The organism is Lichenihabitans sp. Uapishka_5, from assembly GCF_033947565.1.
In the GTDB taxonomy this organism is placed as follows: Bacteria; Pseudomonadota; Alphaproteobacteria; order Rhizobiales; family Beijerinckiaceae; genus Lichenihabitans.
Genome location: NZ_JARPVX010000001.1, coordinates 182,559 through 206,108, shown reverse-complemented (window position 1 = coordinate 206,108; position 23,550 = coordinate 182,559). Strand labels below are relative to the sequence as shown.

General features: G+C 66.9%; 22 protein-coding genes. 15 read left to right on the top strand and 7 right to left on the bottom strand.

The annotated features are described in order from the left end of the window. Genes P7D22_RS00905 through P7D22_RS00875 form a run of 7 tightly spaced genes read left to right on the top strand, consistent with a single transcriptional unit; the run spans position 1 to position 7,401 of the window. Positions 1-1,143 (top strand): class I SAM-dependent methyltransferase, encoded by a 1,143-nt coding sequence (locus P7D22_RS00905; protein WP_319932310.1) that lies wholly within the window; start codon positions 1-3, stop codon positions 1,141-1,143. Beyond that, the gene (locus P7D22_RS00900; protein ID WP_319932309.1) at positions 1,143-2,156 is read left to right on the top strand and encodes a Gfo/Idh/MocA family protein; all 1,014 of its coding nucleotides are present in this window, start codon (positions 1,143-1,145) and stop codon (positions 2,154-2,156) included. Before P7D22_RS00905 ends, P7D22_RS00900 begins: the two co-directional genes overlap by 1 nt. Next, positions 2,075-3,679, top strand: coding sequence for a YcaO-like family protein (locus P7D22_RS00895; RefSeq protein WP_319932308.1), 1,605 nt, complete (start codon positions 2,075-2,077; stop codon positions 3,677-3,679). The genes P7D22_RS00900 and P7D22_RS00895 overlap by 82 nt, the downstream gene beginning before the upstream one ends. Beyond that, positions 3,676-4,518 (top strand): sugar phosphate isomerase/epimerase family protein, encoded by an 843-nt coding sequence (locus P7D22_RS00890; protein WP_319932307.1) that lies wholly within the window; start codon positions 3,676-3,678, stop codon positions 4,516-4,518. The genes P7D22_RS00895 and P7D22_RS00890 overlap by 4 nt, the downstream gene beginning before the upstream one ends. Next, complete coding sequence (locus tag P7D22_RS00885; protein ID WP_319932306.1) at positions 4,515-5,747, top strand: glycosyltransferase family 4 protein; 1,233 nt, start codon at positions 4,515-4,517, stop codon at positions 5,745-5,747. Before P7D22_RS00890 ends, P7D22_RS00885 begins: the two co-directional genes overlap by 4 nt. Further along, positions 5,744-6,508: a PIG-L deacetylase family protein gene (locus P7D22_RS00880; protein ID WP_319932305.1), complete on the top strand. Its 765-nt coding sequence runs from the start codon at positions 5,744-5,746 to the stop codon at positions 6,506-6,508. Before P7D22_RS00885 ends, P7D22_RS00880 begins: the two co-directional genes overlap by 4 nt. Next, positions 6,505-7,401, top strand: coding sequence for an NmrA family NAD(P)-binding protein (locus tag P7D22_RS00875; RefSeq protein WP_319932304.1), 897 nt, complete (start codon positions 6,505-6,507; stop codon positions 7,399-7,401). The genes P7D22_RS00880 and P7D22_RS00875 overlap by 4 nt, the downstream gene beginning before the upstream one ends. Positions 7,402-7,421: 20 nt before the next feature. Here P7D22_RS00875 and P7D22_RS00870 read toward each other — a convergent pair whose 3' ends face one another. Next, positions 7,422-8,285 carry a hypothetical protein gene (locus tag P7D22_RS00870; protein WP_319932303.1) on the bottom strand — a complete coding sequence of 288 codons (864 nt, stop codon included), beginning with the start codon at positions 8,283-8,285 and terminating at the stop codon, positions 7,422-7,424. 18 nt (positions 8,286-8,303) lie between these two features. Further along, complete coding sequence (locus P7D22_RS00865; RefSeq protein ID WP_319932302.1) at positions 8,304-9,338, bottom strand: sulfotransferase; 1,035 nt, start codon at positions 9,336-9,338, stop codon at positions 8,304-8,306. A 104-nt stretch (positions 9,339-9,442) separates the two neighbouring features. Here P7D22_RS00865 and mdoH point away from each other — a divergent pair, with 104 nt between their 5' ends. Together mdoH and P7D22_RS00855 are read left to right on the top strand one after the other, a co-directional pair. Next, positions 9,443-11,254: a glucans biosynthesis glucosyltransferase MdoH gene (gene mdoH, locus P7D22_RS00860; protein ID WP_319932301.1), complete on the top strand. Its 1,812-nt coding sequence runs from the start codon at positions 9,443-9,445 to the stop codon at positions 11,252-11,254. 139 nt (positions 11,255-11,393) lie between these two features. Beyond that, entirely contained in the window at positions 11,394-12,788 is a 1,395-nt protein-coding gene (locus P7D22_RS00855) for an L-serine ammonia-lyase (protein ID WP_319932300.1), read from the top strand. Positions 12,789-12,820: 32 nt separating this feature from the next. On the opposite strand, the gene P7D22_RS00850 is transcribed toward P7D22_RS00855, so the two are convergent. From P7D22_RS00850 to P7D22_RS00840, 3 genes are read right to left on the bottom strand one after another with little or no spacing between them, the layout of a single operon-like run. Continuing rightward, complete coding sequence (locus P7D22_RS00850) at positions 12,821-13,744, bottom strand: VOC family protein (RefSeq protein WP_319932299.1); 924 nt, start codon at positions 13,742-13,744, stop codon at positions 12,821-12,823. Next, complete coding sequence (locus P7D22_RS00845; protein ID WP_319932298.1) at positions 13,741-14,646, bottom strand: SMP-30/gluconolactonase/LRE family protein; 906 nt, start codon at positions 14,644-14,646, stop codon at positions 13,741-13,743. Before P7D22_RS00845 ends, P7D22_RS00850 begins: the two co-directional genes overlap by 4 nt. Before the next feature lie 40 nt (positions 14,647-14,686). Beyond that, entirely contained in the window at positions 14,687-16,333 is a 1,647-nt protein-coding gene (locus P7D22_RS00840) for a GMC family oxidoreductase (protein WP_319932297.1), read from the bottom strand. Between the two features lie 271 nt (positions 16,334-16,604). Between P7D22_RS00840 and obgE the strand changes: the two genes are divergently transcribed. Together obgE and P7D22_RS00830 are read left to right on the top strand one after the other, a co-directional pair. After that, positions 16,605-17,642 (top strand): GTPase ObgE, encoded by a 1,038-nt coding sequence (obgE, locus tag P7D22_RS00835; protein WP_319932296.1) that lies wholly within the window; start codon positions 16,605-16,607, stop codon positions 17,640-17,642. Beyond that, positions 17,642-18,745 carry an HPP family protein gene (locus P7D22_RS00830; protein WP_319932295.1) on the top strand — a complete coding sequence of 368 codons (1,104 nt, stop codon included), beginning with the start codon at positions 17,642-17,644 and terminating at the stop codon, positions 18,743-18,745. Before obgE ends, P7D22_RS00830 begins: the two co-directional genes overlap by 1 nt. A gap of 15 nt (positions 18,746-18,760) precedes the next feature. Here the strand turns inward: P7D22_RS00830 and P7D22_RS00825 are convergent, their stop codons facing one another. Next, on the bottom strand, positions 18,761-19,426 hold the full coding sequence (locus tag P7D22_RS00825; protein WP_319932294.1) for an HAD family hydrolase: 666 nt from the start codon (positions 19,424-19,426) through the stop codon (positions 18,761-18,763). Positions 19,427-19,517: 91 nt separating this feature from the next. After that, positions 19,518-19,886 carry a hypothetical protein gene (locus P7D22_RS00820; protein ID WP_319932293.1) on the bottom strand — a complete coding sequence of 123 codons (369 nt, stop codon included), beginning with the start codon at positions 19,884-19,886 and terminating at the stop codon, positions 19,518-19,520. A 137-nt stretch (positions 19,887-20,023) separates the two neighbouring features. Between P7D22_RS00820 and P7D22_RS00815 the strand changes: the two genes are divergently transcribed. The 4 genes from P7D22_RS00815 (at position 20,024) to P7D22_RS00800 (ending at position 23,462) form a co-directional block, all read left to right on the top strand. Next, positions 20,024-20,413, top strand: a complete 390-nt coding sequence (locus tag P7D22_RS00815; protein ID WP_319932292.1) for a DUF1761 domain-containing protein — start codon at positions 20,024-20,026, stop codon at positions 20,411-20,413. Positions 20,414-20,520: 107 nt separating this feature from the next. Next, a complete protein-coding gene (locus tag P7D22_RS00810) occupies positions 20,521-22,350 on the top strand; it encodes an IlvD/Edd family dehydratase (RefSeq protein ID WP_319932291.1) in 1,830 nt (609 codons plus the stop codon). A gap of 99 nt (positions 22,351-22,449) precedes the next feature. Further along, the gene (locus P7D22_RS00805; RefSeq protein ID WP_319932290.1) at positions 22,450-22,662 is read left to right on the top strand and encodes a DUF2945 domain-containing protein; all 213 of its coding nucleotides are present in this window, start codon (positions 22,450-22,452) and stop codon (positions 22,660-22,662) included. A gap of 197 nt (positions 22,663-22,859) precedes the next feature. Beyond that, positions 22,860-23,462 carry a GNAT family N-acetyltransferase gene (locus P7D22_RS00800; RefSeq protein ID WP_319932289.1) on the top strand — a complete coding sequence of 201 codons (603 nt, stop codon included), beginning with the start codon at positions 22,860-22,862 and terminating at the stop codon, positions 23,460-23,462. Positions 23,463-23,550: the final 88 nt, after the last annotated feature.

Sequence of the window (23,550 nt, the reverse complement as noted above, 5' to 3'; positions counted from 1 at the left end):
TTGCGATCCCCCGTCACGGGGGCGTTCCTCGAGCCTGACGGCCCGGCCCTGCTTCGCGACCAGGATGGCCGGTTCTGGCCGGTGGTCGACGGCATCCCTTATCTGCGGGTCGGACGCGAGGCCCTGGTGGATGCCGCCGTCGCATGCCTCCGAGACAATGATCGCGACGGCGCGTTGATTATTCTGCTGGCCGACCAGGACGATTGGTGGACCGGCGCCAAGCCGGAAGAGCGTGCCCTGCGCCATCTCCTGGCGGAACGGGACCGCTTGTCGCTGCGGGACGCGATGGATCTGCTCGGCTTCGACCGCGTCGGGCATTATTTCGCGCATCGTTGGAGCGATCCTACCTTCCTGGCCGGGCTTGCCTTGCTCGAAGCGCATTGGCGGCCCGCCGGTGCGGCCTTCGAACTCGCCTGCGGCATTGGCCATTATGGCCGCGAACTGCTGCGCCGCGGCGTCGCCTTCACGGGCGGCGATGTGGTGTTCAGCAAGCTCTGGCTGGCGCGTCATTGGGTGTTGCCGCCCGCGGCCACCCTCGTCTGCTTCGATGCGGCCGCCCCCTGGCCTGTCGCCGACGGACGGTTCGACCTCGTGTTCTGTCACGATGCCTTTTACTTCCTCGAGCCGAAGCCGGCCATCCTGGCCGCCCTGCGGCGGCTCAGGTCACCAACCGGACGGCTCGCCTTGAGCCACATCCATAATAGCGGGGCCGACAACCTGTCGGCGGGCCGTGCCGTGTCGGTCGACGACATGGGCCGTTTCTTCCCCGACGCCACGATCTACGACGATGCCGAGCTGACGCAGGCGCTGGTCGAGGCACGGCCGCCTCGCTCGCAGGCATTGCCGGACCTCAGCCGTGTCGAGGCCTTTTCGCTCGAGGATGGCGTTATGGCCGCCGATCCAGTGGCGTCCGGTTGGGATGCGCCGCTGCCGGCTGCGGCGCTGCGGCTCAATCCGCTGTACCAAGGAGAGGGCGAGGCGCTGGCGGTGGCATGGCCTTCGCCGCGCTACGAGGCCGAATATGCGGGCCGCTCGACCTTTCCGCTGCATTTGTCGCGTGCCGAGGGCGATCGCCTGCTCCAGGCCAGGGATGCAACGGCAGTGCGCACCCGGACCCTGGTCGACCTGCCGGAGCGCTGGTGATGGCACGGCCGATCGGTTGGGGCATTGCCGGCTTCGGGTGGGTGGCGGCCGACTATATGGCGCCGGCGATCGCGGCGGCGGGAGATCGTCTGGTGGCGGTGGCGGACCCTTCGCCTCGCGCGCAGGCGGCCGCTAAGGCGCGCGGTGTTCCATCCTACGCCAGTGTCGCCGAATTGGCGGCGGATGCGGCAGTCGAGGCCATCTATGTGGCGACGCCAAACCATCTGCACCGCGTGGCGGTCGAGGCCGCGGCGGCGGCCGGCAAGGCGGTGTTGTGCGAAAAGCCGATTGCCGCGACCCTGGCCGATGCGGAAGCCGCGGTCGCGGCCTGCCGGAAGGCCGGCGTGCTTTATGGCACCGCCTTCGATCAGCGCCACCATCCGGCCCACAAGGCCTTGCGCCAGGCGGTCGCCGATGGCGCCATCGGCTCCGTCACGGCGGTTCGCATCCTTTACGCCTGCTGGCTCGGGCCGGACTGGAGTTCCGGCCACGATGGGGGCCACAACTGGCGCGCCGATGCCGGGCAGGCCGGAGGCGGCGCCTTGATGGACCTGGCCCCGCATGGGCTCGATCTCGTCGAGTTCCTGCTGGGCGAGCCGGTCGCCCAGGTCGCCGCCATGCTGCAGCGACGCATCCACGCCTATCCGGTCGACGATGGCGCCATGTTGATCGGCGGCACCCGCTTAGGCGTGCTGGTCAACCTGCATGTCGCTTATAATTGTCCCGATGCCCTGCCACGCCGACGGCTCGAAGTGGCCGGCAGCGCCGGGCTGCTGGTGGCCGAGAACACCATGGGCCAGGACGCTGGCGGGTCGCTGACACGCATCGACGGTGCCACGGGCCGGCACGACGCGATGGTTGTCGCCGATGCGGATGCGTCACCGTTCCTCGGTCAGGTCCAGGCATTCGGCGATGCGCTCCGATCGGGACGATGGGACGCATTCTCGGGAGCGCGGGATCTGGACACCATGCGGCTTCTTGCCCAAGCTTATCGCAACGAGGTGAAGATTTGACCGGTTTGCCCGAAAACCTGCCGGAGGCCGCCAAAGCCTATATCGCGGGTTTGCCGAAAGGCCGGCTCGTCGGCTTTCCGATGACGCCGATCGACCGTACCGGTGTACCGGCCTGGAAGGTGGCGTTATTCCTCGACGATGGCGGCCGGCTTCCCGGCAACATGCCGTCGGGCTATGGTTACGGCACCACGGACGGCGAGGCCATCATCGGCGCCCTGGCCGAGATCGCGGAGGCGATCTGTCCGACACTGCGGCTCATGGAAACGCCGCATCGGCTCGGCAGCTACGCATCGCTCGTGACGGAGGTCGGGCGCGATCGCATCGTCGATCCGCTGACCCTGTGTCTGCCGGCCGGCAGCCCCGTCGATGCCGACACGCCGCTCGCCTGGACCGAGGCCGTGCGGGCCCGCAATGGGGAGCGCGTTCTGGTGCCGCTCGATGTGGCGGCCACCGACTGGTTCGAGTTGCCGGATGGCTATCAACCCTTCACGACATTGATCACCAACGGTCTCGGCGCCGGGCCGGACCTCGACTGGGCGGTCGGGCATGGCCTGCTCGAATGTCTACAGCGCGACGGCAATGGTCTGCTGTTCCGCGCCCTCGACCAGGGCATCGTGCTCGACCTCGACGACAGCCTCGACGCGGATACCCGCGCCCTGGTGCGCCATGTCGAAGGCTGCGGCATCGAATTGCTGCCGAAGTTCGCCACCGACGAGTTCGGCCTGGCCAACCTTTACGTGGTCGGCTTCGACCGGGAAGGGCAGGGGCCGCGCGTGCCCATCATGTTGTCGGCCTGCGGCGAAGCCTGCGATCCCGACCGTAACCGGGCGCTGCGCAAGGCGATCCTCGAATTCTGTTCGGCCCGGGTGCGCAAGACCTATGGACACGGCCCGCTCAGCGAGGCGCTCGGCGTGGCGCCACCCGGCTATGTGCGCGACTTCGTCGGACGCGCCCTGCCGAGCCTCGAACAGGAAGAAAGCCGCGCGCTTCGGTCGATGATGGCGTGGGCGCAAGACGGCGCGATGATCCGGACCGCGCTGGCCGACACGGTGTTTTCGGTCAAGGGCCACAAGGCGTTTTCGGATCTGCCGGCCGTGACGCTCAACGACACGCGCGAACGGGGCGCCTTTGCCCGCCGCAGGCTCGAGGCGGCGGGCTTCGATGTGCTCTACATCGACGGGTCGCCCGCCGGTGGCGAGTTCGCGGTCGCCAAGGTGATCGTGCCGGGCCTCGAGGTCGAGACCATGAGTTACGGCCGGATTGGCGAACGCAACACCCGGAAGCTGCTGGAGCGCGACAGCGCGCTGATCCGCTTCGGCGAGGCTTCCGACACGCGGCGCCCGGTGCGCATCACGGCAGCGGCGGCCGAGCGGCTGTCTCCGCTTACCGGCGGGCGCCAGCCCTTGTTCGACACCGCCGAGGCCGAGCGCGTCGTCGGCCCGCTCTACCCTCTCTACCGCGAGCCGGAAGCTCACCACGTCGCCCTGCGTCTCGGGCAGATCGTACCGGAGGAAACACCATGAACTTGCGCTATGCCTACAACACCAACGGCACGGCTTGGCACCGGCTCGACGACGCCCTCGTTCTGATGCACGAAGGTGGCTACGACGGCGTCGCGCTGACGCTCGACCACAACCATTTCGATCCGTTGTCCCCCGACTGGGAGCGCAACGCCAAGCTGCTGCGCAAGCGCGTCGATGACCTCGGCCTCGGCGTGGTCATCGAAACGGGCGCGCATTTCCTGCTCGACCATCGGCAGAAGCATGAGCCGACCTTTGTGTCGGCCGCCAAGGACGGTCGCGCCCGCCGCCTCGAGTTCCTCAAGCGCGCCGCCGACATCGGGGCGATCCTCGGAGCCGAGGTGCTGTCCTTCTGGGCTGGGCGCCTGAAGCCGGGCGTCGATGAGCGGGACGCCACCGATTGGCTCTACGAGGGCACGGCCGCGATCGTCGAATACGCCAAGCGTCAGGGCCTCGTGCCGGCGCTCGAGCCCGAGCCCGAAATGTTCGTGTCAACCGTCGACGATTTCGCCAAGCTGGTGCGCGTCGTCCCCGACGTGAAGCTGGCGCTCGACCTCGGCCATGTGCTGGTCACCGGCGAACGGGAGCCCCATGCGGCGATCCGCGAATTCGGACGCTTCATCGCCGACGTGCACCTCGAGGACATGAAGCGCGGCGACCATGTGCATCTCGCCTTCGGGGATGGCGACATGGATGTGCCGGAAGCCCTGCGGGCGCTGCGCGACATCGATTTCCAAGGACTCGTCTGCGTGGAGCTGTCGCGTGACAGCTATCGGGCCGACACCATGATCCCGGAGGCCCGCCAGGCCATCGCGGCTTATGAGCGCGAGCTCGTCGCGTGAGGGTTTGCTTCGTCAGTCGGCGCTTCTTCCCGGCCATCTCGGGAATGAGCGTTTATGCCGTGAATTTGCTACGCGAGCTTGTGCGGGCCGGGCACGACGTGACGATGATCAGCCAATATCGCGGCGATGCGTTCGGCACCCGCGTTTATGGGGGTGGCCCGCCGCCGGCGGTGCCGGGCGTCACTGTGATCGGCCTCGAACAGCTCGGCGAACAGACCGATGGCGACTTTGAGCGCGACATCGACACCATGGTCGAAACCATCAAGGCTGCGCATGGGCGTCACCCCTTCGACGTGCTGCATGCGCAATATGGCTATCCGACCGGCTGGGCCACCCTGTTGGCGGGACGCGCGTTGGGGCTGCCGGTGGTGGTGTCGATCCAGGGGGGTGACGGCCACTGGGTCGGATCCTGTTGCGAAACCCACCGGCTTGCCATGCAGCGGGTGCTCGACGGGGCCGACGCCCTGTTGATCGGCGGCGAAAGCTTCGTCACCGAGGTGAGCGAACGCCTCGGCACAGCCCGCGACCGCTTCACCATCGTGCCGGGCGCCGTCGACACCGAACGGTTCCGTCCGATCGACCCCGCAAAGGTCGGCGAAGCGCCCTGGCCGGTGCGGCTGCTCTACCACGGCCGCGTCGACCGTCGCAAAGGCGCGCTCGACTTCATCGATGCGCTCGACATGCTGCGCGCCCGCGGCGTGCCGTTCGAGGGCATCATTTCGGGTATCGGGCCGGACCTCGACGCCTGCAAGGCCAGGGCCGCTGCGCTGAGCTTCGACGCCCGCAAGCTGCGCTTCACCGATTATGCCGACTACGAGACCGTGCCCGACATCTACCGCCGCGCCGATATCTTCGTGTCGCCGACCTATGGCGAAGGCTTTTCCAACACCATCCTCGAGGCGATGGCGACCGGCCTCGCCAACATGTCCTGCTTCGCCGTGGGCGTGAACGATTGTTTGCGCAACGGGGAGAACGGCCTGTTGTTCGAACCCGGCGACATCGTCGGCCAGGCGGACGGATTGCAGCGGTTGATCGAGGATGCCGCCCTGCGGCGGCGCATCGCCCAGGCGGGATACGACGAGTGCCGGCGCGTGTATTCCTGGGACGCAGTCGGACGGCAGATCATGGACGTTTACGCCCGCGTGCTGAAGTCGGAGCCGGGTCCGCAGGTCGATCCCCATCTGCCGATGACGTCCTGCCGCTTCCGCGCCGAGCCGCATCTGCTGTGAGCCGCACCGCCCTCGCGTTGTCGCCCCATCTCGACGATGCCGTCTTCTCCTGCGGCGGCACGCTGAACCGGCTCGCGCGTGCGGGGTGGCGGGTCGTGGTGGCGACCTTGTTCACGCGGTCGGTTCTGAACCCGACCGGCTTCGCGCTGGCCTGCCAGCTCGACAAGGGATTGACACCCGAGGTCGACTATATGGCGTTGCGGCGGGCCGAGGATGATGCGGCGCTGCAGCGGCTTGGCTGCGAGCCCGACCACGGTGACTTGGTGGAGGCTCCGCATCGCGGCTACGATTCCGCCAGGGCGCTGTTCGCCGGACCGCTACCGGCCGACACCATTGTCGAGGCGCTGGGCCGCACCGTCTCGGATCTTCGGGCCAGGGTCCGGCCGGATCTGCTGCTGGCGCCGCAGGCCATCGGCGGTCATGTCGATCACATTCAGCTGGTGCGTGCACTTGGCGAGCCTGAAGGCCCCGTGCTGTGGTGGCGCGATTTTCCCTATCTCGTCCGCAGCGCCACGCCGCCCGAGCCCTTCGGCGCCGTTATGGCGGCCAAGCCAGAATGGGCGGTGACGCTGGACGCTCTGGCAATCGCGCAGAAAGAGGCCGCTTGTTTGGCCTATGCGAGCCAGCTCGGATACCAGTTCGGCGGCCCTGACGGCCTGCGGGAGCGCTTGGCGGCGACCGGCGGCATCGAGCATTTTCGGCAGGACGGACAGGTCGATGTGGCGTTGGAGCCCACCATCCGGAGCGCGTCGGTGCGATGACGGGTTCCACGCCCATGGTGGTGCTGGCGGGCGGCACGGGCGACCTCGGCGCGCGGGTCGCCAAGGCCCTGGTGCGCCGCAAGGTCGAGGTGCGGGCCTTGCTGCGACCCGGTCGAGATCCGGGACCGCTGAAGGCTCTCGGTGTGACGCCGATCGTGGCGGCGCTCGAGGCACGATCGGCTTTGATCGAGGCATGCCGCGGCGCGGTGTGCGTCGCCTCGACGTTGAACGGCCTCGGTGATGTGATCGTCGACGCGCAGGGCCGTCTGCTCGAGGCTGCGGTCGCGGCCGGCGTGCCCCGCTTCATCCCTTCGGATTTCTCCCTCGATTATACGCGGGTTCCGGTGGGATCGAACCGCAACTTCGACCTACGCCGCGCTTTCCGGTCGAAGCTCGATGCGGCGCCGATCCGCGCCACGTCGGTGTTCAACGGCGCCTTTGCCGATATGTTGGCCGGGGAGATGCCGCTGATCGTCCGGCCGATCCGCCGCGTGCTTTATTGGGAGGATGCCGACCATGGTTTTCCGCTCACGACCAAAGACGACACTGCGGCCGTAACGGCTGCCGCGGCGCTGGATTCCGAGGCGCCACGCGACCTGCATGTGGCGGGCAGCGTCGCGAGCGCCCGCATCCTGGCGGAGACCCTGTCGCGGATCAGCGGCCAGCCCTATCGGCCGTTGCGGTTTGGCTCGCTGCAATCGCTGCGGCGTTGGATCGGCATCACGCGGCGGATCGCGCCGCAGGCCAACAGCGTGTTCCCGGCCTGGCAGGCCATGCAATATCTCGACACCATGTTCAGCGGCCAAACCCCCGCCGCGGGCGGCGACAACAACCGCTATCCCGATGTTGCCTTGACGCCGATCGACACCGTGCTGCGCGCCTGGCTGAGTTGAGCTGAGCCGCCGCAGCGCCGTCAGAGCGTCTCGAGCGGCACCGGATAGGCATGCGGCCGGGTGGCCATCATGGTGTCGATCAAGGTCAATGCTTCCCGCCGTCCACTATTGGCGGCCTGTTCGAAGGGCGTCCAGGTCTGGGTGAAGTCGAGCGCCGCAAAGACATCGCGATAGCGGCGGAGCTCGGCGGGGGTCAGCGGGATGCCGCGTACAAAGGCCTTGTGGGCCGAGATCGTGGTGGCTCGGCGCGCGTCGGCCGGATCGAGCTCGAATTTCAGGCAATCGCCGCAGAACAGGATGTGTCGCCCGCGATCGTACAACACCGTATGGCCGTCGAAATGCCCGGCCGTCAGGTGCAGGCTGAGGCCGGGCAGGGGTTCCAGCACGTCGTCGAACGGCCAGCTGACGCAGAGCGCCCCCGACCAGGACAGGTCGCCGGGGTGCAGCGCCAGCTCGGGATCGAAGCGATCCTGCAGTTGCCAGATGGCACCATAGGAATGCGGATGCGAGGCGGCCAGCACCTGCACGCCGCCGAGCGTCGCGATTAAAGCCAACGCGTCCTCGCTGTAGACGCCGCACCCCTCGAAGGCGAGGTTTCCGGCCGCCGTCTGGATCAGGTAGCCCGAGGAGCCGATGCCATCGATGGGATCGTTGAAGAAGCGCCACACGCCGGGTTCCACCTCGGCCCAATGGCACGGATAGCGGTCCCGGGCTTCCTCCACGGTGTGGAAGTGCCAGCCGCGCTGCGGCATCACGTGACGCGAATCGATGCAGAGCGGGCAGGAGTCGGGCCGGGTGAAGTGCCGCTGCCAGAAGCCGCAATTCTCGCAAAAGAAGGCCGGCAGGTCGAGCGCGTCCTTGAACGGCAGGTATCCGGGACTCATGGTGATGTCGCCTTAAGCTCAGGGTGCGTCGTCGGCGCCGGCTTGGCGCCATTCGGGGTAAAGCGTGTTGGCGATCGTCAGAACACGGTCGGCCTCGGCTTCGGATAGCACGCCCCGCCAACGGTCGCGCGGCGGCATGGCCTGGGCCGCGAAGACATCCGGGTGCACGGTCGCGGACGGGCGGGAGAAATCGACTGTCCGCCTCGGCACGAGCCCGAGCCGGCCGCATAGGCCCGCCAAGGTCGCGGCCGGGTCGGACGCAAAGTCCTCGTAGCGGATGACCGCCCCCCAGGACTGTGCGGCCAGGGCGGCGGCTGCGATGCGCTCCGTCACGGCCCAAAAGGTCACGATTCGGGACAGGGCGTCGGTGTCGAACCGAAGGGCCGCCTCGTGCTGCTCCGCAGGCAAAGCGGTCCCGAGCCGCGGCAACACCACCGCCAGCGGCGCCCGGGCGAAGCTCCAATGCCAATCGGCCGTCATCAGGCTGGACACGACCGCACCTGGATGGCGCCGGATATGCACCACGGGCGTGCGGCATCGCTCACGGTAGCCACCGAGGTTGGCTTGCAGCCGCACGTCCTTCAACACGACCACAGGGCGCATCGACTCGGCCACGTCGCGCCGGCAACTCATCAGGTAGCTGGTGGCGATGCGGCCCGTCGCGGTGCGGTCGAGATAGGTCCAGAAGGCATCCCCTTGCGGCACGGGACCGGGAATCGTGGCCTGCCGGACGTCTTCGCTGTCGTTGGGATGGATGGCGAGCATCGCGCCGCGACGGCGCGGCTCCATCGGCGACAACGGCTCGAACACCGTCTTGGCCTGCAGCGCCTCGGCCAGGCTTTCCTGCAACCACGTGGTGCCGCTGCGCCAGAACCCGCTGACCAGCACGACGGGGCGCGCCACACCAAGGCCGCCGAGACTCCGATCGATGCCGCAGGCAGCGGCATTCTCCAGGGCTGTTCTGACACGCCCATGCCGCAGCCCGTCGCGCGTCCCGTAGATGAGACGGCTCGTCGCCTTGCGGCTTGCCGGTCGGCTCGCATCCTCTGCCATGAGGCCGTTCTGCCATCGGGCGGCATCGCTCCGCCATGCGTTTGGGTCAGCATGCGAACACCTGTCGCACGGGGGCTTTGGCTCGGGGCTTGGTACAACGGTCCATGACCCCCATCGGTTCGACTCTCGACACCCGTCCAGCGCCGCTTTCCTTGCCCGAATTGCGGCGGCTGAACCTGCGACGGCTCGCTCTCGTACTGCCCAGCCTCGGCCTCGCGGCCACCGTGCTGGGCCTTGGCGGCGCGGTGCTGGCGGCCCGGCCGCATGGGTGGGTCGACTGGGCCTTGCTGGTGCCCTTCAGCCTCGCCATGGGCTGGGAATGTTTCATCGTCTGGCAACTCGTGCTGGGGTTCGTGCAATGGCTGCGCGGCCCAGCTGGGCGATCGCCCATCGAGAATACGGCCGACGCGGTCGAGCCGGTCGCCACCGGGCGTAGCCGCACCGCGCTCCTGGTGCCGATCTACGAGGAGGACGTCGCAGCGGTGTTCCTCGGCGTTCGGGTGATGCTGCAATCGCTGGCCCGGCTCGGGACCTGCGACGACATCGAACTCCACGTGCTGAGCGATACGCGCGACCTCGCAGTCGCGGCCGCCGAGGAGGCCGCCACGGCGGCGGTGCGGGCCGACTTTCCCGGTATCGGCTTCGCCTATCGGCGCCGCGTCTCGAATGCCGGCCGCAAGGCTGGCAACATCGCGGATTTCCTCGATCGACAGGGAACGGGGTTCGATTTCGCCATCGTGCTCGACGCCGACAGCCTGATGAGCGGCAGCGCCATCCGGCGCCTGATCCGCACCATGGAGGAAAGCCCACGGGTCGGGCTGCTGCAGACCGTGAGCTATGCGGCCGGGCGCGGCACCTTGTTTGCCCGCATCCAGCAATTCGCGGTGCGGCTCTACGCACCCCTGGCGTTGCGGGGCCTGCACTTCTGGCAAGGGCCTGAGGGCTCTTATTGGGGCCACAACGCCATTTTCCGGGTGGCCCCGTTCCGCGCCCATTGCCGGCTTCCCGTGCTGCCCGGCCAGCCGCCGCTTGGGGGCGAAATCCTGTGTCACGACATCGTCGAAGGCGCGATGCTGGCCCGGGCCGGCTGGGAGGTGCACCTCCTGCCGGACTTCGAGGGGACCTGGGAGGAGATGCCGACCAACACGCTCGACCTGCTGGGTCGAGAGCGGCGTTGGTGCCAGGGCAATCTGCAGCACATGCGCGTGCTGCCCTGGCCGGGCCTGAAGCCAGCCAGCCGCGCCCACCTCGGTCTCGGCATCGGCGGCTATCTCGTGGTGCCGGTCTGGTGGGCTTTCGTGCTCGGCGGTGCCCTGCGGGTGCTGCTGGTGCCCGCCCCGGAAGGCTACGGTCTGTTGGCCTATGGGCTGACGGAAGGCGGTGCGGCCGCAACCGCGCTGCTGAGCCTCACCCTCGTGCTGACGATCCTGCCGCGCCTGCTCAACGTGGTCTGCGCGCTGGCGCGGCGGAGTGTCCGACTGGGTTTCGGCGGAGCGCGACGGCTGCTGATCGGGGCTGCGGTCGAGCAGATCTTCGCCCTGCTGCTCAACCCCGTGCTGTCGATCACCACCGCCGGGTCGGTTCTGGCCATCCTGGCGGGCCGCAACGCCGGGTGGGGACGTCAGGTCCGTTCGGACCGGCAGATCACGGTGTTGGAGGCGGCCCGGCACCATGGCCTGCAGATCGGGTTCGGCCTGCTGCTTTGCGGCGCCGTTGCGGTCGGTGGCGGCTGGTACGCGCTTTGGATGGCGCCGACCGCCCTGGGGCTCTGCATCAGTCCGTGGCTCACCGTCCTGTCGAGCCGGCAGGATCTGGGGCGCGCGTCGCAGCGCCTCGGCCTTTTCATCACGCAGGACGACGTGCATGCGGCCCCCGAACTGGTGGCCTTGCAGGAAGCACGCGCCCTCGGGGCGTGACCGCGCTCCCTTGCCGACTCCGCTAAGGTCGCGCCCATGCTCCTAACGTCGCGTTCAGGAGCTTTGCCGACGCTTCCCGGTCCGCGGCCGATCATGCGCAGGCGTAGGGTAGGGGTCCCATGGTCCAGGGCGCCTCGCGATGTTTCTCAGCGTCTTCGATGTGTTCAAGCTCGGTATCGGCCCGTCGTCGTCCCACACAATGGGACCGATGACGGCGGCGGCGGACTTCCTCGATCGGCTCCGAGCCTCGGAGGTGCGCCACGATGTGCGCCGGCTATGGGTGACGCTGCACGGCTCGCTCGCCTTTACGGGCCGGGGCCACGCGACCGACCGGGCCGTGGCACTGGGCCTGTTGGGCTTTCGCCCGGCCGACCTCGACATCGACAAGGCCGAGCATGCTTTGGCAGCCCTGCAGGCGAGCCGGCGGCTGACCCCCGCGGACCTGCCCGACATCGCCTTCGACCCCGCCTCCGATATCGTTTTCGATTTCGGGCCGCCGTTGATTGGCCATGCCAACGGGCTGATGTTCCATGCTACCGGCGCCGCAGGGGCCATCCTGGTGTCCGAGACCTATTATTCGATCGGTGGCGGTTTCGTCGTGACGGCCGCCGAACGGGATCAGCGGAGCGAGACGATCCTCGGCGGACAGCCGGCCCCGCCTCCTTGGCCTTATCCCTTCGCGACCGCGGCCGAGATGCTCCGCATGGCGCGGGCGAGCGGCCTGACGATCGCCGGCATGAAGCGAGTCAACGACGCGGCCGCCCGGCCCGACGTCGAAGTGCAGGCGGGCCTCGACCGCATCTGGTCGACCATGGACGGCTGCATCGATCGTGGCTTGTCGCACGAAGGCACCTTGCCGGGCGGTCTAGGGGTGCGGCGTCGCGCCAGGCAGATCCGACAACAGCTCGACCGCGAACGCGGCTCGAACCGCAGCCAGCCGCATGTCGTATCGGATTGGCTGAACGTTTACGCCATGGCGGTCAACGAGGAGAATGCCGCCGGTGGCCGGGTCGTGACGGCGCCGACCAATGGCGCCGCCGGCGTCGTTCCGGCGGTGATCCGCTATTATCTCGACCATTGCATCGGCGGCCGGCGCGACCGTGTGCCGGAATTCCTGCTCACCGCGGCGGCGATCGGCGGGCTGATCAAGCACAACGCCTCGATTTCGGGGGCCGAGGCCGGTTGCCAGGGGGAGGTCGGCTCAGCCGCCGCCATGGCGGCGGCGGGCCTCTGCGCCGTGCTGGACGGCACGCCCGAGCAGGTCGAGAATGCCGCAGAAATCGCGCTCGAGCATCATCTCGGCATGACCTGCGATCCCGTGGGCGGCCTGGTGCAGGTCCCCTGCATCGAGCGCAACGGCATCGGCGCCACCAAGGCGGTGGCGGCCGCCTCCCTGGCGCTGCGCGGAGACGGGTCGCATTTCATGCCGCTCGACAATTGCATCGAGGCCATGCGGCAGACGGGCGTCGAAATGAGCCATAAGTACAAGGAAACCAGCCTCGGCGGGTTGGCGGTCAACCTGCCGGAATGCTGAGCCGGCCGCGACGACGCCCCAGGGTCGCCACCTCAGTCGCGGACGGCTGCCTTGCAGATCCAGCGATGGCCGTCCGGATCCTGGAACGACAAGGCCGAAGATCCATCCCAAACGCCCTGACGCATCGCGTGACCACGCGCGCTCAGCCTGGCCCTGATCCGCGCCATGTCGCCGACCAGAATGGTGCGCGACGCGACAGCATCGATGCCGGACGCCGCGGGCGCTGCGCGACGGCTGCCGGTGCGATAGCCGAGGAGTTCGAGGTGCGGGGGCGACGCGCCGGGCTGTAGCGCCACGACGTCGACCGCGTCGTTCGGGACTGCGTCGAGCTTGCTTTGTTCGATGCCCGCGTTGCGGGTGCATGCCGTGACCGTGAAGGCGAGTACATCGGCGTAGAACGCGGCACTGGTGTCGGCGTCCGAGACCGCGATGGCGGTATGGTCGACCCCCTGGAACACCGGCGGCGCCGCCGTGTGCCACGACGGATCACCGATGCCGGTTGGGAAGAACAGCAGTTCGAGCGGATGGCCGGTCGGATCGCGGAACTTAAAGGCCGCGACGCCCCCTGTGTTGGCAGGCAGGCGCTGCGGTCCGTGTTCGGAGATGGGCTGCGCCCCGGCCTGCATGACGCGGGTGTAGGCGCTGGCCATGTCGGACACCACCACGGCGCAGTGCTGAAACCAAAGGTCGCTCGACCGGCTGCCTGTGGGATAGGGCCGGCCTTGCGGCAGGAAGTTCAGCAGTGTGATGGATTGCCGGCCCAGCCGCAGGGTCTGGCGCCAGCCCCGTGCCTCGGTGGCGTCGAGCAGATCGAGCTCGCCGGACGACAGCGCCACCGGCTCGCCTTCGCTGACGCACCCCCAGGCGGCCGCGTAAAACTGATGCGCAACGGCCAGGTCCGGCACTGTCCGTGTGACGGTCTCGATGTGGCTGCTGCCTGTTGTGCCGGTCGTCATGGAAAAACGACGCCCCGCTGGTTGGTGGAGATGGTGAACAGGGCGTGCGAGGCGCAGATGAACAGCTGGCTGCGGTTGCGACCACCAAACGTCAGGTTCGACACGGTGAACGGCAGCTTGATCTTGCCCAGCAGCGTGCCGTCAGGCGCGATGCAGTGCACGCCATCCCCGGCGCTGCTCCACAGATTGCCGTCCTGGTCGCAACAGATGCCGTCGGCATTGCCCGGCTTCACGCTATGGAAAACGCGCCCGTTGCGCAGTTGCGATCCCGCCTCGACATCGTACGCCCGGATATATTGCGTGGCCTTCGGGTCGAACTGCCGCCCCGTCTCGACCACGTAGAGCACCGCCTCGTCGGGTGAGAAACACAAGCCATTCGGTCCGACGAGATCATCGGCCACGATGCTGAGCTCGCGGCCGGCTGGATCGAGGCGGTATACGGTGGCCGGTCGTTCCTGGATCTGCTTGCCGCCCTCGTAGTCCGTGTTGATGCCATAGGGCGGATCGCTGAACCAGATCGAACCATCCGACTTCACCACAACATCGTTGGGGGAGTTCAGCCGCCTGCCGTCGAAGCGGTCGGCCAGCATCGTCACGGTGCCGTCGAGCTCGGTCCGGGTGATGCCGCGATCACGATGCGAACAGGACACGAGGCGGCCCTGGCGGTCACGCGTATGGCCGTTCTCGAATTGCGACGGCTCCCGGAACACGGAGACGCCGCCCGAAGACGTCCAGCGCATCACCCGGTTGTTCGGCACGTCGCTGAACAACAGGCATTGCAGGTCGGCGAACCAGACCGGCCCCTCGGTCCAGCCGAACCCGTCGCCCAGGCAGACCAGAGGCGCATTCGGCAACACGTAACCGTTGAATCGCTCGTCGTAGACTTCGTAGTCGTTTGACATGACCACATCCAATCGTCGGCCGGCTTCGTGCCGGGCCGACCTAGGCCGCGACGGTTCTCTGAAGATCGCCCAGCACGTAGCTGTTGCCGCGTGCCGGTTGGGCCTGCGGGCTATCGGCCACACCCATGCGGGCCTTCAGGTGGTCGGCGACCCTGAGCGCGTTGGCCACGATGGTCAGTGTCGGATTCACGGCACCGATTGAGGGAAAGAAGCTCGCATCCGTGACATAAAGGTTGTCGATCTCGTGCGCCTTGCAATTGAGGTCGAGCACGGAGGTTTCGGGGTCGGTGCCGAAGCGCAGCGTCCCGGCCTGGTGGGCGGTGCCGCCGATCGGGATGTCCTTGCCGAAATACAGCTTGCGTTCCAGCAGCACGGGCGCTGCGCCCTCCTTGGTCATGATCTCCTTCAGCTTGGCCCGCAGGCGGCGATGCGCCTCCATGTTGTTTTCATGCAGATCGAGCACGACGCGCTCACCATCGTAGAGGATGCGGTTTTCCGGCCGGGGCAGGTCCTCGCTCGACAGCCAGAAGTCGAGCGCATGGTCGGCCATGACGTCGAACGGGGTGTTGGGCAGCCAATTGGTCATCCACGCCGGCACTTCCTCGCCGCTGATCTGCGGGCCTTGCGTGGTGGCGCACATCTGGATGAGGCCGAGCGGATGTTTCCAGTCGTCGGACCCGAAATAGAAGTCCGAAACGCCCAGCGTCTTCTGGAACACCGTCGTGTTCTTCTTCTTCAGCAGTGCCATCAGCACCGACTGATTATGCCGCATGTAATTGCGTCCGACCTGGCCCGACCGGTTGGCGAGGCCATTCGGATGCTTGTCGGTCGCGGAACGCAGGAACAACAGCGCCGACGACAGCGAGCCGCAGGCCACCACCACGGTCTCGGCGGTGTAGCGCTCATCGACGCCATGCCGGACCACCTGCACGCCGGTGATGGCCGTGCCGGCCGGGTTGGTCTCGAGCCGCTTCGCATAAGCACCGGTCAACAGCGTCACATTGGAAAACCGGGCGACGGTGGGATCGATGCATACAACCTGGGCATCCGCCTTGCCGTTCAGCAGGCACGGAAAGCCGTCAAAAGCGTTGCAGCGGATACAGATGCTGGTCGGCGTGGCCTTGCCGTTGCGCTCGTCCAGCATGATGCCGAGTGGAAGGTGGAACGGGTTCAGGCCCTGGCGGGCAAAGCCTTCGCTCAGGTTCTGCACCATCGGCTCATGCGACACCGGCGGATAAGGGAAGTCATCGGAGCGCGGCGGTTCGTTCGGGTCTTCCTTCCATTGCCCATGCACATGGAAGAGCGCCTCGGCCTGTCCGTAATAAGGTTCGAGTTCGGCGTATTTGATCGGCCACGCCGGTGCGATCCCCTCGCTGTGCTCAACGTCGTCGAAGTCACGTTCGCGCAAGCGGATCAGCGCCGCGCCATAAACCTTGGAGTTGCCGCCGACATAATAATGCAGGCCGGGGTGGAACGTCTTGCCGTCTGTGCCGTACCAGACCTCCTTGGTCTGATATTTGCCATCGACGAAGACGGTTTTTGCATCCCAATTGGCCTGCTCACGTGGAAGGTAGTCGCCGCGTTCGAGGATGAGGATGCGCTTGCCGGTGGGCGCCAGCCGGTGCGCCATGGAGCCGCCGCCCGGGCCGGAGCCGATGATGATGACGTCGTAGTGCGTGTCGGACATACGGGCCTCGGCCGTTCGCAAAGCATCGAAACCCTCAGGCTGGATCGTTGCCGTCGTGGTTTCAGCATCAACGGCAGGTTTCGCGGATCGTTGCATGAGACCGTAATGCCGTCGGGCGGGCGCCCCACGCCATTGGTGGCGCCTAAGGTGGCGACGCGTGGCTTGGCAGCCCAGGGTGGACAAAAACGGGGCGGCCTGCGAAATCAGCCATCTCGTCCTTTTGCTCGTCCGCTCCTCACATGGTCAGGCGAAGCCCTGCCAGGTGGCCCTCATGAAGTTCCTCGACGAAGCCAAGATCTACATCCGTTCCGGTGACGGCGGTGCTGGGGCCGTGTCGTTCCGCCGCGAAAAATTCATCGAGTTCGGCGGCCCCGACGGCGGCGATGGCGGCAAGGGCGGCGACGTGGTGGTGGAATGCGTCGGCGGCCTCAACACGCTGATCGACTACCGGTTTCAGCAGCACTTCAAGGGCAAGACCGGCATGCACGGCATGGGCAAGAACCGCGCCGGTGCGAAGGGCGCCGATGCGGTGCTGAAGGTGCCCGAGGGTACGCAGATCCTCGATGAAGACGGGGAAACGCTGATCGCCGACCTGACCACGGTCGGGCAGACGCTGCGGCTGTCCAAAGGCGGCAATGGCGGTTTCGGCAACGCGTATTTCAAGACCTCCACCAATCAGGCGCCGCGTCACGCCAACCCGGGCCAGGCCGGTATCGAGCGGACGATCTGGCTGCGATTGAAGCTGATCGCCGATGCGGGGCTGGTGGGACTGCCGAATGCCGGCAAGTCCACCTTCCTGGCCGCCGTATCGGCCGCCAAGCCGAAGATCGCTGACTACCCGTTTACGACGCTGAAGCCGGGGCTTGGTGTCGTCAGGGTCGACGACCGCGAATTCGTCATGGCCGACATCCCCGGCCTCATCGAGGGCGCACACGAAGGGCTCGGCCTCGGTGATCGGTTCCTCGGCCACGTCGAGCGCTGCTCGGTGCTGCTGCATCTCGTTGAAGCCACCAGCGAACATGCCGGCCAAGCCTACAAGACGGTGCGTCACGAGCTCGAGGCCTATGGCGACGAACTCGCGGCCAAGCCGGAGCTCGTGGCCTTGTCGAAGGTCGATGCCGTCGATGCCGACACCTTGAAGACCCAGCTCGCCCGATTGAAGCGCGCCGCCAAGAAGACGCCGCTCTGCTTGTCGGCCGTCAGCGGCGAAGGCATGCGCGAAGCGCTCGGGGCCGTGCTGGCCGAGGTCGGCGAGGAGCGTGCCCGGACCACGCAACGCGACGATCCCGCGCCCGCCTGGACCCCCTGATGCGGTGGCCCGCCGCTCTGGCACGGTTGGTGCCGGACCTCGGCGAGGTCAGCGCGGCAGAGCGGCTTCGGGCGAGCGTCGGCGCTTTGCTGGGCTTGCTGGTGACCGGCTTCGTCAGCCGCGCCGCAGTCGGTCCCGGTGACAGCCTGCCGTTGTTGATCGCCCCGATGGGCGCGTCGGCGGTGCTGCTCTTCGCCGTGCCGTCGAGCCCGCTGGCACAGCCGTGGTCGATTCTTGGCGGCAACATCGTTTCGGCCACGGTCGGCGTCACGGCCGCCCGCCTGATCCCGGACCCGATCGCCGCTGCCGCGATCGGTGGCGCTCTCGCCATCGCCTGCATGATGGTGCTGCGCTGCCTGCATCCACCGAGCGGCGCCGTGGCACTGACGGCCGTGCTGGGAGGCCCGGCAATTCGTGTGGCGGGCTATGGCTTCGTGTTCTGGCCGGTGGGGATCAATTCCGTTCTTCTGCTGGCTGTGGCCCTCGTTTTCAACAACGCGACGGGGCGGCGCTATCCACACGGTTGGTCCAGCCGGACGCAGGCCCCGACGACCGCCGTCGTGTCGGCGCTCCGCGCCCACGACGAGATCGTCGATATCGGACGGCACGATCTCGCCGTTCTGGTCAGCGAGGTGCAGGAGCGGTCCCGATCCACCCCGGCGAGCCTCGACAGATGTGCGGACATCATGCGTCCCGAACCGGATTCGCTCGCAGCCTCCAGTTCGCTTGAGGACGCGCTCGATGGCATGGCCGCCACCGGACGCGTCGCCTTGCCGGTCGTGTCCTCGACCGGCTGGTGCATCGGCGAGGTCCACCAGTCAGCCCTCGTGCGCCATCTTAGATCAATCCGGGCAGGACGTCGTACGGCACAATTGTTCCAGCGTTCCCTGCATCAGCGGCTGGCGCCCACGACCGTCGGCACCATGGCGACGCCGATGGCGGTTGCCGCTCGGCCCGACGATCCCGTGCACGTCATCGTCGACGCTTTGTTGCGCGCCGGCGCCGATTATTGCCCGGTGCTCGACCACGATGGCCGCATCCTTGGCGCCATCACCCAGTCGGATTGTTTGCGCTGGTCGTTGACACGCCCGAAGGCCGCTTGAGCCACCTCGGCGTTTTCAGCCAAGTTCCGTCATCCAGCGTTTGTAATGGTCGAGCAGGTCGGCCGGGTCGGCGTAAATCTGGCTGGCGCCACCCGCGCGAAGATCGAACTCAGGAAAGCCGCCGCATAACACGCCCGTGGTCCGGACACCGGCCTTCAGGGCGGCTTCGGCGTCAAAGGGCGTATCCCCGACCACCACGCAAGTCTTCGCCGGCAGTTTCAGGCGATCCAATGCCGCCAGAAAGATATCGGGATGCGGCTTCGACTTCTCCGCGTCGTCCGAGGACGTCTGGCTGAGGTCGAGGTCGGCGATGCCTGCCGCCTTCTTATAGGCTTCCAATTCGTCACCCTTAGCCGAAGACGCGAGTGCGATCCGCTTGCCATCGTTCAGAAGCCGCTCGAACAAGGCCCTGACCTGGGGAAAGCCCTTCACCTTGTGGAGGTAATCCTGGGCAAACAGCGTCTTGCGATAGGCCTCGATCTCCTTGCCCTGGCGCTCCACGGCATCGTCGGGCAGGAAAACCGGTAGCAGTTGATCGCCGCCCTTGCCGATCTGACCGCGGGCCTGGGCGGTCTCGACCGTCCAGCCGAAATGAGCGAAGGCCCGGCTCCACGCCTCGGCATGCAGATCGACCGAGTCGACCAGCGTGCCGTCCACGTCGAAGATCACCGCATCCAGCATCGTGTCCGCTCCCGTCAGTCCTAAGCGAAACAGGACGGAAGCGGGCTTGTTCCCTGGCCGAAAACGCGGCGACCGCGTCCCGCCGACCCGGTCAAGCCTTGGTCTTGGCCACGCAGGCCTTGATGGCGGCGCTGCGGGCGCCCTTGTCCATGGTCTTCAGGCTCGGGTCCATGTGGCACTTGACCCGCGCCTCCATGTCGGGCCGCTGCTTGACGATGCAATCCGCCATGGCCTGCTTGCGGGCGTCGCCCTTGAGGTCTTGGCTCTTCACTACGTCGCGACACTGGGCGCGCACCACCTTCATGCGCGGCTTGCCGTCCTTGGTGAGCTCGGCCGATCCGGCAGCCGTGGCCGCGGGCGCTGCCTGCGCGGCAGGGGCCGCAGGCGCAGCATTCTGCGCATAGGCCGCGCCGGATGCGAGCATCAAGGCGAGTGCGGCTGCGGTGCGAATCAGGGTCATGGGTTAGCTCCGGTGTCTGGCGTGCACGTTAAAAGGCGCGACGATTGAACACGGCCTGAACGGGAGCGTCGAGAACCGTTCAGGCCGCACTCCATGTTGGCAACACAGGAACGAGAAGCGCGAAGGGAAGTCGAGACTTGAACTATATTGCAAGCAATAGCGCGCCGATCCTGGTTGCCTCCCTGGCAGGGCTTCTGATCGGTGCGCTTTACGGGACTGCCATCCATCGCGGCCGTGTCGGACCCATCAATCCTGCCATGCTGGTTGCGGCATGCATGGCCGAGTTCTGGCTCGCTTGCATCCTGGCCGGAGCTCTCATTTTGGCGCCGAATGGGGCAGGGCGCTGGACCATGGCGATCGGCAGTGCCGTGGTGATCTGGATCGGCTTCGTGCTGCCGACCATGCTGGTCAGCTACGCGTTCCGTCGCCTCGGTTTCGGCGCCATCGTGGCTGACGCGTTGCACTGGCTCATTGTCATGGTGGTGCAGGCGGCGGTTCTGGAAGCGATCGGCCTCGTGCATCCGTGAACGGTTGTTGTGCGTCTGCGGCCGCGTTGCAATCGCTGTCGCCCTGGCGCAAACATGCCAGCGAATCTAAAGAAGCACCATGCCGGCGCGGCGTGGAGGATGAAGTCATGTCACACGAAATGAACCCTGCGAGCCCGCCTGCGCCGACGCCCGGCAAGCGCAAGCTGCGGTCGCAATTGTGGTTCGACAATCCCGAGAACCCCGGCATGACGGCGCTCTACATCGAGCGCTATCTCAACTTCGGCATCACACCCGGCGAATTGCGGTCCGGCAAGCCGATCATCGGCATCGCCCAGACCGGCAACGACCTCAGCCCGTGCAACCGTCACCACCTCGAGCTCGCCAAGCGCGTGCGCGACGGCATCATCGCGATGGGCGGCGTGCCGATGGAATTCCCGGTTCATCCGATCCAGGAAACCGGCAAGCGTCCGACCGCGGCGCTCGACCGCAACCTCGCCTATCTGGGCCTCGTTGAAACGCTCTATGGCTATCCGCTCGACGGCGTGGTGCTGACCACCGGCTGCGACAAGACCACCCCGGCCTGCATCATGGCGGCCGCGACCGTCAACATCCCATCGATCGTGTTGTGCGGCGGCCCGATGCTGAACGGCTGGCACAACGGCGAGCGCACCGGCTCCGGCACCATCGTCTGGAAAAGCCGCGACCTTCTGGCCGGCGGCCAGATCGGCTACGAGGAGTTCATGGATCTCGTGACCTCGTCGGCCCCCTCGGTCGGCCATTGCAACACGATGGGCACGGCGTCCACCATGAACGCGCTCGCGGAAGCGCTCGGTATGACGCTGCCGGGCTGCGCCGCCATTCCGGCGCCCTACCGCGAACGCGGCCAGATCGCCTACGAGACGGGCCGTCGCATCGTCGACATGGTGTGGGAGGATTTGAAGCCGTCCGACATCATGGACAAGCGGGCGCTCGAGAATGCCATCGTGGTGAACTCGGCGATCGGCGGCTCCACCAATGCCACCATCCACATCAATGCCATCGCGCGTCACGTCGGGGTGCCGCTCCACATCACCGAATGGGAAACGGTCGGCCATAAGATCCCGCTGCTGGTCAACATGCAGCCGGCCGGCAAGTATCTCGGTGAGGAGTTCCATCGGGCCGGCGGCGTGCCGGCCGTGATTGCCGAGCTGATGAAGGCCGGTCACATCCGCGAGGGTGCCCTGACGGTTAACGGCAAGACGATCGGCGACAACAACCGCGGCCGCACGGTCAGCGACCCGGACGTGATCTTCCCGATCGACGCGCCGATGCGCGAAGACGCCGGCTTCATCATCCTGAAGGGCAATCTGTTCGACAACGCCGTGATGAAGACGAGCGTGATCTCGAAGGAATTCGCTGACCGCTATCTGTCGAACCCGGCCGACCCGGGCGCCTTCGAGGGCCGGGCCATCGTGTTCGAAGGCCCGGAAGATTATCACCATCGCATCGACGACCCGTCGCTGGACATCGACGAGCATTGCCTGTTGTTCATCCGCGGCACCGGCCCGATCGGTTATCCGGGCGGCGCCGAGGTGGTTAACATGCAGCCGCCGGCGCACCTCATCAAGCGGGGCATCCATGCGCTGCCGTGCATCGGCGACGGGCGCCAGTCGGGCACGTCGGCGTCGCCGTCGATCCTCAACGCGTCGCCCGAAGCCGCGGCTGGGGGCGGCCTCGCGCTGCTTCGGACGGGCGACAGGGTGCGCATCGACCTCAACAAGCGCGCTGCCGACATCATGGTGTCGGCCGAGGAGATCAACCAGCGCCGCGCCACGCTGCAGGGGCAGGGCGGCTACCAATATGCCGGCAATCAGACGCCCTGGCAGGAGATCCAGCGTGCCATGGTGGATCAGTTTGACGAAGGCATGGTGTTGAAGCCGGCCGTCAAGTATCAGCGCGTCGCCCAGACCATGGGCGTGCCGCGCGACAACCATTGAGGGTGACGCAACCGCCCCTATGAAGCTGTGAACAAAGCAACCCGGGCGGGAACCACGCCCGGGTTTTCTTCATTCTGCTCCCAAACCTGGAGCATGACGATGACGACCAAGACATTGAAGCCCCGCGATAAGGTGACCTGGGACACGGCGCAAGGCGAGACCCACGGCACCGTGGTCAAGAAGGTGACCGGCACCGAGAAGGTCGGTGGCCACACCGCAAAGGCGACTGAGGACGAACCGCAATATAAGGTGAAGTCCGATAAATCCGGCAAGGATGCGATCCACAAGCCGGAACAGTTGAAGAAGCACTGACACGAAGTCACGAGCCCGCAGCTCGAAGCGGCTTGCCGCAACCGGGCCGCGGTGCCAAGCAGGATGCTATCACGGTCAGATCGGCTGACCGTTCCATGAGCCTCATGCCCATGTCGGAACCGCCTCGTCCTCTCGGCGCCACGGTTGGAGGTTCGCCGGCGCTCCGGCCGCGGCATCGTGCCGTCACAGGGCGGTTCGTGACGCTGACGCCGTTGTCGCCGCATCATGCGGCCGAGTTGTTTGCGAGCGTCGGCGGCCAGGACAAGGCCTGGCTGTGGGACTACATGCCCGATGGCCCTTTCGAAGACCTTGGCGCTTTCCGAGACATGATCGCGCAGAAGGCCGCGTCCGAGGACCCGCTGTTCTTCACGATCATGGACCAGAACACCGGACGCGCCGTCGGCTATGCGGCGCTGATGCGGATCGATCCAGCCCAACGCACGATCGAGGTCGGCAACATCATGCTCTCGCCCGCCATACAGCGCAGCGCGGGCGCCACCGAGGCTCTGTTTCTTCTGGCCCGAACGGTGTTCGACGACCTTGGCTACCGTCGGTACGAATGGAAGTGCAATGCCCTGAATGCGCCGTCTCGTCGGGCCGCCGAGCGCTTGGGCTTCAGCTTCGAAGGCGTGTTCCGCCAGCACATGATCGTCAAGGGCCGCAATCGCGACACCGCCTGGTTTTCCATGCTCGATCACGAATGGCCGGCCATCAAGGCCGGGTTCGAGGCTTGGCTGCTGCCGGATAATTTCCGAGCGGATGGCCAACAGGTGCAGAGCCTGAGCGAATTGCGCCGGTAACGCCCGGCGCTTGGCATCGCGTCGGCTCGGCGCTACCTAGGTCGCAGACGGCAGCGCCTGAGCGCGCGGCCTGGATCCCTCGTTGATC

Bases quoted from the DNA above. Each gene is read 5' to 3' on its own strand.
- P7D22_RS00820 (WP_319932293.1), bottom strand. From the start codon at position 19,886: ATGACCCTGATTCGCACCGCAGCCGCACTCGCCTTGATGCTCGCATCC.
- P7D22_RS00900 (WP_319932309.1), top strand. From the start codon at position 1,143: ATGGCACGGCCGATCGGTTGGGGCATTGCCGGCTTCGGGTGGGTGGCG.
- P7D22_RS00870 (WP_319932303.1), bottom strand. From the start codon at position 8,285: ATGAGTCCCGGATACCTGCCGTTCAAGGACGCGCTCGACCTGCCGGCC.
- P7D22_RS00895 (WP_319932308.1), top strand. From the start codon at position 2,075: ATGGGACGCATTCTCGGGAGCGCGGGATCTGGACACCATGCGGCTTCT.
- obgE (WP_319932296.1), top strand. From the start codon at position 16,605: ATGAAGTTCCTCGACGAAGCCAAGATCTACATCCGTTCCGGTGACGGC.
- P7D22_RS00805 (WP_319932290.1), top strand. From the start codon at position 22,450: ATGACGACCAAGACATTGAAGCCCCGCGATAAGGTGACCTGGGACACG.
- mdoH (WP_319932301.1), top strand. From the start codon at position 9,443: ATGACCCCCATCGGTTCGACTCTCGACACCCGTCCAGCGCCGCTTTCC.
- P7D22_RS00825 (WP_319932294.1), bottom strand. From the start codon at position 19,426: ATGCTGGATGCGGTGATCTTCGACGTGGACGGCACGCTGGTCGACTCG.
- P7D22_RS00850 (WP_319932299.1), bottom strand. From the start codon at position 13,744: ATGACGACCGGCACAACAGGCAGCAGCCACATCGAGACCGTCACACGG.
- P7D22_RS00810 (WP_319932291.1), top strand. From the start codon at position 20,521: ATGTCACACGAAATGAACCCTGCGAGCCCGCCTGCGCCGACGCCCGGC.
- P7D22_RS00845 (WP_319932298.1), bottom strand. From the start codon at position 14,646: ATGTCAAACGACTACGAAGTCTACGACGAGCGATTCAACGGTTACGTG.
- P7D22_RS00890 (WP_319932307.1), top strand. From the start codon at position 3,676: ATGAACTTGCGCTATGCCTACAACACCAACGGCACGGCTTGGCACCGG.
- P7D22_RS00855 (WP_319932300.1), top strand. From the start codon at position 11,394: ATGTTTCTCAGCGTCTTCGATGTGTTCAAGCTCGGTATCGGCCCGTCG.
- P7D22_RS00865 (WP_319932302.1), bottom strand. From the start codon at position 9,338: ATGGCAGAGGATGCGAGCCGACCGGCAAGCCGCAAGGCGACGAGCCGT.
- P7D22_RS00875 (WP_319932304.1), top strand. From the start codon at position 6,505: ATGACGGGTTCCACGCCCATGGTGGTGCTGGCGGGCGGCACGGGCGAC.
- P7D22_RS00840 (WP_319932297.1), bottom strand. From the start codon at position 16,333: ATGTCCGACACGCACTACGACGTCATCATCATCGGCTCCGGCCCGGGC.
- P7D22_RS00830 (WP_319932295.1), top strand. From the start codon at position 17,642: ATGCGGTGGCCCGCCGCTCTGGCACGGTTGGTGCCGGACCTCGGCGAG.